The sequence below is a fragment of the Colwellia sp. E150_009 genome, assembly GCF_053543955.1.
Map to the genome: position 1 here is coordinate 1 of NZ_JBHFOM010000068.1, position 13,415 is coordinate 13,415.

Annotated in this window: 11 protein-coding genes; 10 read left to right on the forward strand and 1 reads right to left on the reverse strand. The window is 36.3% G+C overall.

Features of this window, described 5'->3' with window-relative positions:
- Positions 1-259 precede the first annotated feature (259 nt).
- From ACE1OF_RS19015 to ACE1OF_RS19050, 8 genes are all read left to right on the forward strand, one after another.
- Positions 260-1,072 carry a putative hydro-lyase gene (locus ACE1OF_RS19015; protein ID WP_448896428.1) on the forward strand — a complete coding sequence of 271 codons (813 nt, stop codon included), beginning with the start codon at positions 260-262 and terminating at the stop codon, positions 1,070-1,072.
- A gap of 44 nt (positions 1,073-1,116) precedes the next feature.
- Positions 1,117-1,842: a 5-oxoprolinase subunit PxpA gene (locus tag ACE1OF_RS19020; RefSeq protein WP_448896429.1), complete on the forward strand. Its 726-nt coding sequence runs from the start codon at positions 1,117-1,119 to the stop codon at positions 1,840-1,842.
- Positions 1,842-2,612 (forward strand): 5-oxoprolinase subunit PxpB, encoded by a 771-nt coding sequence (gene pxpB / locus ACE1OF_RS19025; RefSeq protein ID WP_448896431.1) that lies wholly within the window; start codon positions 1,842-1,844, stop codon positions 2,610-2,612. The genes ACE1OF_RS19020 and pxpB overlap by 1 nt, the downstream gene beginning before the upstream one ends.
- Entirely contained in the window at positions 2,609-3,556 is a 948-nt protein-coding gene (locus ACE1OF_RS19030) for a 5-oxoprolinase subunit C family protein (RefSeq protein WP_448896433.1), read from the forward strand. Before pxpB ends, ACE1OF_RS19030 begins: the two co-directional genes overlap by 4 nt.
- Positions 3,557-3,582: 26 nt before the next feature.
- Positions 3,583-4,434 (forward strand): glutamate cyclase domain-containing protein, encoded by an 852-nt coding sequence (locus tag ACE1OF_RS19035; RefSeq protein ID WP_448896434.1) that lies wholly within the window; start codon positions 3,583-3,585, stop codon positions 4,432-4,434.
- A 43-nt stretch (positions 4,435-4,477) separates the two neighbouring features.
- Positions 4,478-5,338, forward strand: a complete 861-nt coding sequence (locus tag ACE1OF_RS19040; RefSeq protein ID WP_448896435.1) for an aminotransferase class IV — start codon at positions 4,478-4,480, stop codon at positions 5,336-5,338.
- Positions 5,339-5,501: 163 nt separating this feature from the next.
- Positions 5,502-9,584 (forward strand): ATP-dependent RNA helicase HrpA, encoded by a 4,083-nt coding sequence (hrpA, locus tag ACE1OF_RS19045; protein ID WP_448896441.1) that lies wholly within the window; start codon positions 5,502-5,504, stop codon positions 9,582-9,584.
- 91 nt (positions 9,585-9,675) lie between these two features.
- The gene (locus ACE1OF_RS19050) at positions 9,676-9,975 is read left to right on the forward strand and encodes a PilZ domain-containing protein (protein ID WP_448896437.1); all 300 of its coding nucleotides are present in this window, start codon (positions 9,676-9,678) and stop codon (positions 9,973-9,975) included.
- A 152-nt stretch (positions 9,976-10,127) separates the two neighbouring features.
- Here the strand turns inward: ACE1OF_RS19050 and cspD are convergent, their stop codons facing one another.
- The gene (gene cspD / locus ACE1OF_RS19055; protein ID WP_448896438.1) at positions 10,128-10,346 is read right to left on the reverse strand and encodes a cold shock domain-containing protein CspD; all 219 of its coding nucleotides are present in this window, start codon (positions 10,344-10,346) and stop codon (positions 10,128-10,130) included.
- Between the two features lie 248 nt (positions 10,347-10,594).
- Between cspD and clpS the strand changes: the two genes are divergently transcribed.
- Complete coding sequence (gene clpS / locus ACE1OF_RS19060; protein ID WP_448896439.1) at positions 10,595-10,915, forward strand: ATP-dependent Clp protease adapter ClpS; 321 nt, start codon at positions 10,595-10,597, stop codon at positions 10,913-10,915.
- A gap of 56 nt (positions 10,916-10,971) precedes the next feature.
- Complete coding sequence (gene clpA / locus ACE1OF_RS19065) at positions 10,972-13,233, forward strand: ATP-dependent Clp protease ATP-binding subunit ClpA (protein WP_448896440.1); 2,262 nt, start codon at positions 10,972-10,974, stop codon at positions 13,231-13,233.
- Positions 13,234-13,415 lie beyond the last annotated feature (182 nt).

Below are 13,415 nucleotides of genomic sequence, written 5' to 3' on the forward strand. Positions count from 1 at the left end.
AAAAGGCTTATATGCGGCGTTATTGATTTTGACAAGGGAATGACCATTCTCTTCAATCAATGCCTTGCCTCTAAGCCTTTTAATTCTCGCTGAGTGGGCAAGAACTTAATCAACTTGGTATAACCTAAAAAGTGAATAATACTTTTCATAATATGTATCAGTATTCTGTAAATCAAGTTAGTAGCATTCTTTATGAATTTTGGTGATAATATTGCTATTAACGCACGCTGAATATTTTCTTATAAATAAGTGACCACATATGTCTATTAACCTAACTAATACACTTTCTACACAACCTAATGCTTATGAATTACGCCAACTAATTCGTCAGGGCAAATTTATTGATAATACGTCTGGTTATGCGCAAGGTTGTGTGCAGGGCAATATTGTTATATTACCTAAAGATTGGGCGAATGATTTTTTACAGTTTTGTCAGTTTAATCCAAAACCTTGCCCGTTAATTGGTATGTCAGAAAATGCGGGAGATTTTCATTTACCCGCACTAGGAACAGATATTGATATTCGCACCGATGTACCGGGCTATCGGTTATTTCTTAATGGTGAACTTGAACAAGAAATAAATGATATTAAAACACTTTGGCGTGATGATTTAGTTACTTTTGTGCTGGGGTGTTCCTTTTCATTTGAAGAGGCGCTGATTGCCGACGGTATTGAAATTCGTAATATCAGTGAAAATAAAAATGTTCCTATGTATCGCACTAACATTGCGTGTAAAACGGCGGGAAGATTTAGCGGAGAAACTGTGGTAAGTATGCGCCCAATGTTACCCAAAGATGCGATCAGAGCAATTCAAATTTGTAGCCGTTTTCCTTCTGTTCATGGTGCTCCTATCCATTTTGGACAACCTGAGCAAATTGGTATTAAGGATATAAACACACCTGATTATGGTGATAGTGTAACGATAAAAGATAATGAAGTACCTGTGTTTTGGGCATGTGGTGTCACGCCACAGCTTGCATTAGAACGAACTAAGCCACCATATTGTATTACGCACAGTCCAGGTAAAATGTTAGTCACTGATATAGCCAATACAACATTAGCTATATTGTAATTATTCGCTTTAGAAATAATCAATTAACGACCCAAGGAAACAGAATGAAATTGAATTGTGATTTAGGCGAAAGTTATGGCAGTTGGACCATGGGGCTAGACGCTCAGGTAATGCCGTTTATAGATCAAGCCAATATTGCGTGTGGTTTTCATGCTGGCGATCCATTAGTCATGCAAAAAACCCTTGAATTAGCAAAAGTAAATAATGTTAGCGTGGGAGCACATCCAGGCTATCCTGACCTAGTTGGTTTTGGTAGACGTTCTATGAATTGTTCAGCAGAAGAAGTAATCGCACTGGTGAACTATCAAATAGCGGCTATTGATGGTGTTGCTAAATCTTTGGGCATTGTGCTGGAGTATGTTAAACCTCATGGTGCATTATATAACGATATGATGCTAAGTCAGGATATTAGGAAAGCCATTTTACAAGCATTAAGCTCTTATCACCGACCATTAAAGCTGATGTTGCAGGCAACTCTAGATATTGAACAACATAGAGCTGAAGCTAAACATTTTAATATTGACATTCTTAGTGAGGCATTTGCCGATAGGTGTTACGATGACGACGGAAAATTATTATCTCGTGCTAAAGATGGTGCGGTGCATAACAAAGAAAAAATGCTTGCACAGGTTAAACAATTAAAAGAGCAGGGCAGTGTTACTACAATAAGTGGTAATATTTTACCTTTAAAAGCCGACAGTTTGTGTGTTCATGGTGACAATATTGAAGGTGTTCAAGCCATTAGCGCTATTCGGGAGTTGATTGGGTAATGTTACAAGGAAAACCATTCCATAAGCCTGTTATAGATATTGCGGGTGAAAGTGCATTGATCATTTATTTTGCAGAGCAAGCAAGTGATGAGACCTCAGCAAGAGTACAACAAGCTGAACAAACGATTCGCCGAGCGATGGAAAATGAATTAGCGAATAACATTGTAGATTTAATCCCCTCTTATGCTTCTTTATTGGTCGTTTTTAATATATTAGTAACAGATCATCATCATGTGCGTAATAAATTAAGAGTATTGCTGCATACAACGGATGATTCTGTTCAAAAATGTGAACATCAGCATGTAAGTACCGTGGTTGAATTACCCGTGTATTATGCTGTTGAGTCGGGGCCTGACTTAGCGGTTATTGCTAAACAAAATAACTTAAGTATTGAGGAAGTGATAAATATTCATCAAGCTAAAGAATATCGTGTTTATGCGATAGGTTTTGCACCTGGTTTTGCTTACTTAGGTGAAGTTGATGAGATAATTGCAGCACCGCGTTTAAGTACCCCTAGAATGAAAGTCCCGAAAGGCGCGGTGGCAATTGCTGATAAACAAACGGCAATTTACCCAAATTCATCGCCTGGTGGTTGGAATATTATTGGTTTATGCCCTATTGATATGTTTGATGCAACTGCAAGTCCTACTATGCCTGTTAAAGTTGGTGACAGAGTTAAATTTAACGCCGTGAATAAGGAAAAGTTTCTAGCGTTAGGGGGAAAATTATCTGATGATTTTAGTAAATTAACGCTTGGAAATTGTTCATGAATTTATCAACAGGTTTTTTGGTAAAACAACCAGGTATGCTTAGCCTAGTTCAAGATGCTGGGCGTTTTGGTTATTTTAATATTGGTTTAACTAACGGAGGCCCAATTGATTTAGAAGCCTTTCAATGGGCAAACCGTTTGTGCGCAAACGAACTAAATGCTACCGCCATTGAAATAAGTGTTGGAGGTTTGACGCTTGTTGCCCAACTTGATTGTACAATTGCTGTAACGGGTGCAAACATGCCATTAACAATTAATCGCCATAAAAAAGAATTATGGCGAAGTTATGCGATTAAAACTGGAGATATTGTTGAGTTAGGTTTTGCTAGCCAAGGTATGCGAAGTTATTTAGCGGTAGCCGGTGGCTTTATTATTGAAGAAAGTTTTGGTAGTGCAGCTACTGTGTGTCGTGAGGGAATTGGCGGTTTGGCAGGAGAAAAGCTAAAAGCAGGTGATATTTTACCATATGAAAATCTAACAAGAACATCTAATTTAGTGTTAGCTGAATCGTTACGGCCTATGTATTCTAATAATGTTGTTTTACATACGGTGCCAGCTTATCAACAAAAGCACTTTACCTCATTCCAACAGCGCTTATTTTTTTCTAGTGAATATACCGTAGGTAAAAGTTTTGACCGCATGGGCTACCGATTAACAGGGCAAAAAATCGCCTGTGATATTGAAGGTATTCTATCTGAAGGGATTTGTCATGGCGCTGTTCAAGTCCCCGCTGATGGACAACCAATTGTTTTGATGAACGATAGACAAACAATTGGGGGGTATCCTAAAATTGGTGCTGTTTCATCCATTGATACAGCTAAATTGGGGCAGCTAAAACAAGGCGATACAGTGAATTTTGAGCCTATTTCTATGGAACAGGCACATAATTATTTTCACTTGAATTTAAATCGTTTTACACGTAAACAGTTACAGAAATGTGATTAACATTAAAATCTAAATTAGAAGAAGAAATGAACATAAGTAAAGAACAATTGCTTAGCGAGCAAATAGAAAACATGCTTGTTGAGCGTAATTTACGTGGCATGAAAGAACTACAACCACACTTAGTGTCAGGTTACTGTTTACGTGCTGCTAGCTTATTAAAAGACGTTAAAGGAAATGTATTAATAGGCACCGGTTTTCCTGTTGAAAACACGTTTGAAACAGACGGCCCCGTTGGTGCAATTATTTTATATCACGCCTTAGAAAAGCTCGGTGCAACCCCTGTGCTTGTATGTAGTACAACGATGGCAGCAGCCTTTGAAAGTGATTACCAAACTTATGCTATTAATGTTGGCAAACAAGCACATGGTTTAGCTGAGGCTAAACGTGCGATAGATTATTTTCAACCAGAAGTGATTATTTCTATTGAGAGTCCAGGGTTAGCGGATAATGACTGTTATCACAACATGCGCGGTGAAGATATTAGTAGCAAAGTCGCTAGCTTTGATTACTTTATGCACGCAGCCAACTGCCCAACAATAGCCATTGGTGATGGCGGAAATGAAATTGGTATGGGGAATGTCAAAGACGCTTTAACTTCGTTCAATATTATCCCCTCAGTTACATGTTGTGATGAATTAATCATCAGCGATGTTTCTAATTGGGGAGTATATGGTATTTTAGCTTTTTTAAGTACTTGGTCTAAAGAAGATCTATTAAGGGAAACTTGCCCCGAAAAAACACTTAAGTATATTTCAAAATTAGGCAGTGTTGACGGCGTTACACGTAAAAATGAATTAACAGAAGATAGTCTTCCAGCAACTGAAGGTATTGCTCTAATCTCAAGAATTAGAACATTAATTGGTTTTTCTTTTACTTAAAGAAAAATAAAATAGTGATAATTAAATTATTAGGAAAAGTAAAATGAGTACAGTTTTTTTAAATGGCGATTATATGCCTGTTGAACAAGCCAAAATATCACCATTAGACCGTGGTTTTTTATTTGGTGATGGTATTTATGAAGTAATCCCCTCATATGCAGGAAAAATGGTTGGCTTTCAAAATCATATTAATCGTATGAATGATGGCTTAAAGGCAATTGGTATTGAATTGAACTGGAGTGATGACCAATGGTCAACACTCTGTGAAAACTTATCAGCCAAAAATGGTGGTGGTTCTTTAGGTATATACTTACACGTTAGTCGTGGTGCTGATACTAAACGCTTTCATGCTTTTCCTGAAAATGTAACCCCAACAGTTTTTGCTATGACCTTCGAAATTTCGCCACCTAAAGCACCTTCTTTGGCTACAGTGGGTAAAGGTTATTCATTAAGCACAACAGAAGACTTACGTTGGCAGCGTTGCCATATTAAATCAACATCACTCTTAGGTAATGTTTTGCATTTTCAGGAAGGCTATGCTGTTGGTAATTTAGAAACCCTACTGTTTAACAACAAACAAGAGTTAACAGAAGCAAGTTCATCAAACATTTTTATTGTTAAAAATGGCATTATTGCCACACCCATTCAAGATAATCATATTTTGCCAGGTGTTACACGTCGTTTGGTTATAGATATATTATCAAAAGAGGGATCGTTAACGGTAGAAGAAAGAATTGTTACCCTTGATGAAGCTAGGAACGCAGATGAAATTTGGCTTACCAGCTCGTCTAAAGAAATTGAACCCGTTACTCTGTTAGATGGGGTACCTGTCGGTGATGGTAATGTTGGTTCTGTTTGGCTAAAAGCCGCAACGTTATATGCTAATAATAAATTTAATTATTAAGTGATTATTGTTAATTGCTTTTCATAATATAATTTGTGAATCATAACTGATAAAATAGACCTTTCTACGTTTTCTTATTGCTAAATTAGTTGAGTCTATTTTGTCGTTAACCACATCGCCTAGTGAAAAGGCTAGTAAAAAAACGAGTAGTCAAGCTCGTGAAATTCCTAATATTCAAGCTTTATTTGATGGCTTATCTCAAGTAAAAAAATCAGATCTTCCTCGTTTGAAGCAACAACTCATTCATCATAAAAGAGCATTGAGCCAGCTTGATTCGTCTGAAAAAAATCAAGCCAAACTTGAACAACGCCTTAAGCAGTTAGCTAAAACGGCAGAAGCAATTAATATATCAGCTATTGAAAAACAACAGAAACTAAAGAATCCCCTTAAGATTACCTATCCTGAAGGGTTGCCCATTAGTGAAAATGCCTCTCTGATAGCAAAGGCAATTCAAGAAAATCAGGTAGTTATTATTGCGGGCGAAACAGGCTCAGGTAAAACAACGCAAATTCCTAAAATTTGTCTTGAGTTAGGCCGTGGAATTGATGGGCTTATTGGCCATACCCAACCTAGAAGAATTGCTGCTAGAACTGTTGCTAGTCGTATTGCAGAGGAACTAAATAGCAAGCTAGGAGAACAAGTAGGCTATAAAGTGAGGTTTAATGATCAAGTTAGCCAACACAGTTATATCAAATTAATGACAGACGGTATTTTATTAGCTGAAATGCAAAAAGATCGACTACTTCGTCAATATGATACTATTATTATTGATGAAGCCCACGAAAGAAGCTTAAACATTGATTTTATTTTAGGTTATTTACGTCAAATTTTAGCTAAACGACCTGACCTAAAAATTATTGTTACCTCAGCCACAATTGATCCACAACGCTTTGCCAATCATTTTGCCGATAATAATGGTAAAGCCGCGCCTATTATTGAAGTTTCTGGTCGCACATATCCTGTAGAAATGCGCTACAGACCATTAAATGGTGAAGGAATAGAGCAAGATGATAACAAGATTAATGAAGGCAAAGACGTTATTTCAGGTATTTTGAATGCCGTAGATGAATTATCTGAAAATACTGCTGATAGACAAGGTGATATTTTAATATTTTTAAATGGTGAACGAGAAATACGCGATACAGCTGCCGCATTAAACAAAGCGAATTTAAAACATACACAAATTTTACCCTTATACGCACGTTTAACCATTAGTGAACAAAATCGTATTTTTAAACCTCATTCGGGTCGTAACATAGTGCTGGCGACTAACGTGGCTGAAACCAGTTTGACAGTTCCAGGCATTAAGTATGTTATTGACCCTGGTACGGCGCGTATTTCTCGTTATAGTTATCGAACTAAGGTACAACGTTTACCTATAGAAGCTATTTCACAAGCCAGCGCAAACCAAAGAGCAGGGCGCTGTGGTCGTGTTTCATCAGGTGTGTGCATTCGCTTATACAGTGAAGAAGATTACCAAAATAGACCTGAATTTACTGATCCTGAAATTCTACGCACAAATTTAGCTACTGTTATTTTACAAATGTTAGCATTAGATTTAGGTGAAATAGGAGATTTTCCTTTTGTTGAAGCACCAGATAATAGAAATATCAATGATGGCGTTAAATTATTAGAAGAATTAGCTGCTATTGATAATGGTGTTATTCAAACTGATAAGCATGGCAAAAGAAAAAAAGAACCACAAAATCAAGGCACTCAATTAACACCGTCAGGTCGTTTATTATCTAAATTTCCTATAGACCCACGGTTAGCAAAAATGGTGCTTACCTCGATTGAATTAGGGTGTATTGAACAAGTTCTTATTATTGTTAGTGCTTTAAGCATACAAGATCCTCGTGAACGACCACATGAAAAACAACAAGCGGCGGATGAGAAACATAACCGTTTTAAAGATAAAAATTCAGATTTCATCAGCCTACTAAATTTATGGCAATATGTGACGAAACAGAAAAAAGGCTTATCTCAAAACCACTTTAGAAAGTTATGCCAACGAGAATATTTGTCTTACGTGAGATTACGAGAATGGCAAGATATTTTCAGCCAACTTAAATTAACATTAAAAGAACAAAAAATATCACTGACTTCTGTTGATTATCAATTTTCAATTGTTGAACTGGGAGAGTCCTCGAATCAGCAAAATAAAGCGCAAGATCTGCCAAGTAGTTTAGTGTCGGTTCATCAGGCTTTATTGTCTGGTTTGTTAAGTCACTTAGGGCATCAAGATGAAAATAGGGAATTTAAAGGTGCTCGTGGTAGTAAATTCTTTGTTTTTCCTGGTTCTGCTTTATCCAAGAAACCGCCTAAATGGTTAATGTCAGCAGAATTAGTGGAAACCAGCCGTTTATTTGCCCGAATGAATGCTCGAATTGATCCGCTTTGGATTGAACCGTTAGCCGAACATTTGTTAAAACGTAGTTATAGCGAGCCTCACTGGGAGAAAAAACAAGGGGCTGTGATGGCCTTTGAACAGGTTAGTTTATATGGCTTGCCAATTGTTATTAAACGCAAAGTTAATTTTAAAGCCATTGAACCCAAAACTTGTCGAGATATTTTTATTCGCGAAGGACTCGTTAATGGCGACAGTTTTATTAAAGAAAGTTTCTTAATAGAAAATCAAAAATTAGTGGCTAGTATTGAGGCATTAGAGCAGAAAGCACGCCGCAAAGATTTCTTGATTGATGAGCAGCAGTTAGTTGATTTCTACCTTGATAAAATTCCTGAATTGGTTGTTTGTCAACGTAGCTTTTTAGCTTGGTGGAAAAAAGCAAAAAAAGAAAATGCTAAACTGCTTAATTTTACAGAAGATTTTTTACTTAATAAGTCGTCTGATGAAGTATCAATAAAAGAATACCCTGATACTTGGCAACAAAATAACCTGACTTTGCCGCTTACCTATCATTTTAGTCCAGGTGATATTGAAGACGGTGTCAGTGTTGTTATACCTGTAGCATTGTTGAATCAGTGTCAAGCGGAAGGTTTTGATTGGTTAATTCCAGCATTGCGTTATGATTTAGTTGTTGCGTTAATCAAAGCGTTACCTAAAGCGTTGCGTCGTAACTTTGTACCTGCACCCAATTATGCTCAGGCTTGTTTAGATAATATGGATGAAAGCCAAGGAAACTTAACCGATGCCTTAGCAAAACAGTTATTACGTATGACAGGGGTAAGGTTACCAGAAGGTGCTTGGCAAGGCGTAGTATTACCTGTGCATTTAACCATGAATTATCAAATTGTTAATGAAAAAGGAAAGTTATTAAAACAAGGGCGTGATCTCAATCAGCTAAAGGAACAACTTCAAGGTAAGGTGAAAGCTTCAATTAAACAAGTAGCAGAAAAAGGTATCGAGAAAACTAACTTAACCTTATGGGACTTTGGTAAATTACCACAGGGATATGAAAAGAAAGTGGCCAGTATGACGATTAAAGCATTTCCTGCTTTAGTCGATCATAAAAGCAATGTTGCTATTGAATTGTTTGAGCAAGAAGAGCATGCAGAACAAGCAATGCTTAATGGCATAAGTAGATTAATTCTTTTGAACATTCCATCCCCACTCAAATACTTACAAGAGAAAATGCCTAATAAGGCTAAACTTGGTTTGTATTTTAATCCTTTTGGCTCAATTACCGAATTATTAGAAGACTGTATTCAAGGGGCATGTGTGTTTTTAGTTAAAAAGTACGTCCTAGAAAAAAAATTAAATCGCTTACCCAGAGATGAAAAAAGTTTTGCATTGGTTCGTGACTATGTTCGGGCTGAAATTTCAGACTGCGTTTTAACTGCCGCAATTAAAGTAGAGCAAGTGTTAAGTTTACGCCATGATATTGCTAAAAAGCTAAAAGGTAACGTAGCCTTAGATGTTATTCAATCGCATGCGGATATTAAAAAACAAAGTGAATCATTAGTTTTTAAAGGGTTTGTCAGTGCGTCAGGTTTTGATAAATTAGATGATATTATGCGTTATTTAAAAGGCATGCTACGTCGATTAGAAAAGCTACCCATTGATCCTAATCAGGACAGATTAAAATTAATTGAAGTTAAAAAGGCGGCTGATTTATACACTAATGTGCTTTCTAAACAACGAAAAGATAAACCAGTATCTCAAGAGATATTAGCAACTAAATGGATGATTGAAGAATTAAGAATTTCCTTATTTTCGCAAAATTTAGGCACGGCTCAACCGATTTCATTAAAACGGATTATTAACCATTTAAAAGATTTTTCATGAAATGTTAATCACAGTTAATTGACACACTGGCTTAAGCTCAGTATAAAGAGTTAATCACATCATTTTAAATTTTTATGGATCTGAGGTACAAATGATAAATTTTGATGACAAGCGTAATTTTTATCGCATGATGTTAAACAGCGAAGTAGATGTAACTATCATTGACGACGAAGCTAACAGTGAAATAAAAGCAACATGTCGAGATTTGAGTGCCACTGGGATAGCAATAGAAGTCGATCATCCTATAGCCATGTCTACTCATGTGAGGATCAAGCTAAATTCAGCTTCGGAACAAGTTCAATCACTTGATATTCGTGGTAAAGTGGTGAGAGTTAATGAAGAGTGTGAAGGAATGTATTTAGTAGGAATAGCGATAGAAGAACTAGATTAGCACTAAAAGTTAGCTTTAATAGCGTATACGTGATAACCGTAAATACACATTTAATGTATTACAGGTATTCAACGTGCTAAAATTTTCTACAATATCAATATATTTTAAAAAACTTAATATTGTAGAAAAGATATTTCTGAGAGTTATGGTTATTAATCTAACTCATCATCATTTGGTTTTATACTTGCAGCGTGATGCCCTTTGGGACCTTCGCTGAGTTCATAATTGACATCTTGTCCAGCTTTTAGTGTACGGTAACCATCCATTTCAATTGTTGAGTAGTGAGCAAAAATATCTTCTCCACCACTATCTGGACGAATAAAACCAAAACCCTTTGCATTATTAAACCATTTAACTGTACCGTGAGCCATACTTCAACTTCCTTCTATATCCTTCAGTATTATAAGTTATGCTTGATATCAATTTTATAATTAATTTTAGTATTACTAAAATAGAGATACAATAAAGCATATACATATTTAGAAACGTGACTAAAAAATAATCACATACTAAATCGTAGATAAAAAATAAAATTAGTCAAGCTAATTTTGAGAATATATATATTTTTTTTAACAAAAAAGTTACAGCAAAAGTTTTCAGTAGAGACTAAGATAAATATATGAGTAATTGGAAAGAGTTATTTGACAGTCAACAGTTTGTAGAAGAAGAAATTAAGGATGAGGTTGAAGAGCCGCCTAAGTATCATGTTTTTTTACTAAATGATGATTACACCCCAATGGATTTTGTTGTGGATGTATTATGTAAATTTTTTAATAAAAATTCGGAACAAGCAACAGATATAATGTTAACTGTTCATTACGAGGGAAAGGCACTTTGTGGCACATATTCTGCAGATGTTGCAGAAACTAAAGTGGATCATGTTATTCGTTATGCAATTGAAAACGAACATCCTTTAAAATGTGTTTTAGAAAAAGCTTAATGTTGTCTGATCTTTGATTAAGTCAAAAGATCGCAAAGAACTAAATTGGAGTACCTATGCTGAATAAAGACTTAGAAATTTCCCTGAATTTGGCTTTTCGTCAAGCCAAAGAATCTCGTCATGAATTTATGACGGTTGAACACTTACTCTTGGCTTTATTAGATAACCCATCGGCTATCGATGTGTTGGGCGCTTGTGGTGCGGATGTGGGAATAATACGGGCAAACTTACTTGAATTTATTCAAGAAACAACACCTATTATTCCACTAGATGAAGAAGAGCGAGAAACTCAACCAACCTTGGGTTTTCAACGCGTTTTACAGCGTGCGGTTTTTCATGTGCAATCGTCAGGTAAAAGTGAAGTGAGTGGTTCTAACGTACTTGTAGCAATATTTAGTGAACAAGAATCACAAGCCGCATACATACTGAAAAAGGCAGGTGTAAGTCGTTTAGATATTGTTAATTATATTTCCCACGGTATTGCTAAAATCGATCAAAACTCTTCTAATTCATCTATCGAAGAAGGTGAGCAAGTTGCAGCAGAAGAACCGCGTACTATTGAAAACTTTTCTGTTAATCTTAATGAAGAAGCACTAAAGGGGAATATTGACCCATTAATTGGAAGAGATAGCGAGCTTGAAAGAACGTTACAAGTATTAGGGCGTCGTCGTAAGAACAACCCCTTGTTTGTTGGGGAAGCAGGTGTGGGTAAAACTGCTATTGCTGAAGGATTAGCCAATTTAATTGTGAACGAACAAGTACCAGAGTTTTTAAGTAATGCAACCATATATTCGCTAGATATGGGGGCTTTACTTGCTGGAACCAAGTACAGAGGGGATTTTGAAAAGCGCTTTAAAGCTTTATTGAAAGATTTAGAGTCTGATGAGAATGCGATTCTCTTTATTGACGAAATACATACCATTATTGGTGCAGGTGCTGCATCAGGTGGCATGTTAGATGCGTCAAATCTTATTAAACCTTTACTGTCTGCGGGTAAATTGCGTTGTTTAGGTTCAACAACTTATCAAGAATATCAGAGTATATTTGAAAAAGATCGCGCATTAGCAAGGCGATTCCAAAAAATAGATATCGTAGAGCCAAGTGTTGAAGATACCACTAAAATATTACAAGGCTTGAAAGAGAAGTATGAAACCCATCACGGTATTCGTTATACCAACGCAGCCTTGCGTGCGGCGGCACAGCTTTCAGCAAAATATATAAATGAACGCTTCTTACCAGATAAAGCCATAGATGTTATTGATGAAGCTGGCGCTAAACAGCAGTTAATTGCAGCGTCAAAGCGTAAAAAAACTATTAGTAATACGGATATAGAAAACATTGTGGCAAAAATGGCTCGTATTCCTGAAAAATCCGTTTCATCGACGGAAAAAGATAGCCTTAAAATGTTAGATCGTAATTTAAAATTGGTTGTTTTTGGTCAAGATGAGGCAATTGAAGAATTATCATCAGTGATACGCTTGTCACGTGCGGGTTTAGGAGATGATGAAAAACCTGTCGGGTCTTTCTTGTTTGCTGGACCTACAGGGGTTGGTAAAACGGAAGTAACTAAGCAATTAGCTAAAATTTTAGGTGTGGAGCTATTGCGTTATGACATGTCTGAATATATGGAGAAACATGCTGTTAGTCGTTTAATTGGTGCTCCTCCTGGTTATGTGGGTTATGAACAAGGTGGATTACTTACTGATGCAGTAATAAAACATCCTCATGCTGTTGTGCTGCTTGATGAAATAGAAAAAGCACATGAAGATGTTTATAACATTTTACTGCAAGTAATGGATCACGGCACGTTAACTGACAATAATGGTCGTAAAGCCGATTTTAGAAATATTATCTTAGTACTAACAACGAATGCTGGCGTGCAAGAAACTGTACGTCAATCTATTGGTTTTAAACAACAAGATCATAGTCTAGATGCGATGAGTGAAATCAATAAGGTGTTTTCTCCTGAGTTCAGAAATCGTCTTGATAATATTGTTTGGTTTAATCACCTTACCAATGACGTTATTCAACAAGTTGTAGATAAGTTTATTGTAGAACTGCAAGCTAAATTAGATGAAAAAGGTGTGTCTTTAGAGTTAACCCGAGAAGCTAAGAAATGGTTAGCTGAGCATGGGTATGATAAAACAATGGGGGCTCGGCCAATGTCGCGTTTAATTCAAGAACAGCTGAAAAAAGAACTAGCTAATGAATTGCTCTTTGGAGAATTGACTAATGGTGGTGTTGCTAAAGTTGGTGTTAAAAAAGACAAGTTAGTGATTTCCTTTGAAGATAAAAAAGAGTTGATTGCTGAAAAATAAATATTGTTTGTCTGGTATTTAATTAAAAGCCTTGTTTTATACAAAACAAGGCTTTTTCGTTCATTAAAGAGCACAGTTCATCGCTCTACCAACTGAGCTATTGGGAAGTTAGTTTTTTTATAGACGAAAAAAAACCTGCAGAAAGCAGGTTTAATTTCTTACCGAAGTAATGTGGCTCCCCA

Bases quoted from the DNA above. Each gene is read 5' to 3' on its own strand.
- ACE1OF_RS19015 (WP_448896428.1), top strand. From the start codon at position 260: ATGTCTATTAACCTAACTAATACACTTTCTACACAACCTAATGCTTAT.
- ACE1OF_RS19020 (WP_448896429.1), top strand. From the start codon at position 1,117: ATGAAATTGAATTGTGATTTAGGCGAAAGTTATGGCAGTTGGACCATG.
- pxpB (WP_448896431.1), top strand. From the start codon at position 1,842: ATGTTACAAGGAAAACCATTCCATAAGCCTGTTATAGATATTGCGGGT.
- ACE1OF_RS19030 (WP_448896433.1), top strand. From the start codon at position 2,609: ATGAATTTATCAACAGGTTTTTTGGTAAAACAACCAGGTATGCTTAGC.
- ACE1OF_RS19035 (WP_448896434.1), top strand. From the start codon at position 3,583: ATGAACATAAGTAAAGAACAATTGCTTAGCGAGCAAATAGAAAACATG.
- ACE1OF_RS19040 (WP_448896435.1), top strand. From the start codon at position 4,478: ATGAGTACAGTTTTTTTAAATGGCGATTATATGCCTGTTGAACAAGCC.
- ACE1OF_RS19050 (WP_448896437.1), top strand. From the start codon at position 9,676: ATGATAAATTTTGATGACAAGCGTAATTTTTATCGCATGATGTTAAAC.
- cspD (WP_448896438.1), bottom strand. From the start codon at position 10,346: ATGGCTCACGGTACAGTTAAATGGTTTAATAATGCAAAGGGTTTTGGT.
- clpS (WP_448896439.1), top strand. From the start codon at position 10,595: ATGAGTAATTGGAAAGAGTTATTTGACAGTCAACAGTTTGTAGAAGAA.
- clpA (WP_448896440.1), top strand. From the start codon at position 10,972: ATGCTGAATAAAGACTTAGAAATTTCCCTGAATTTGGCTTTTCGTCAA.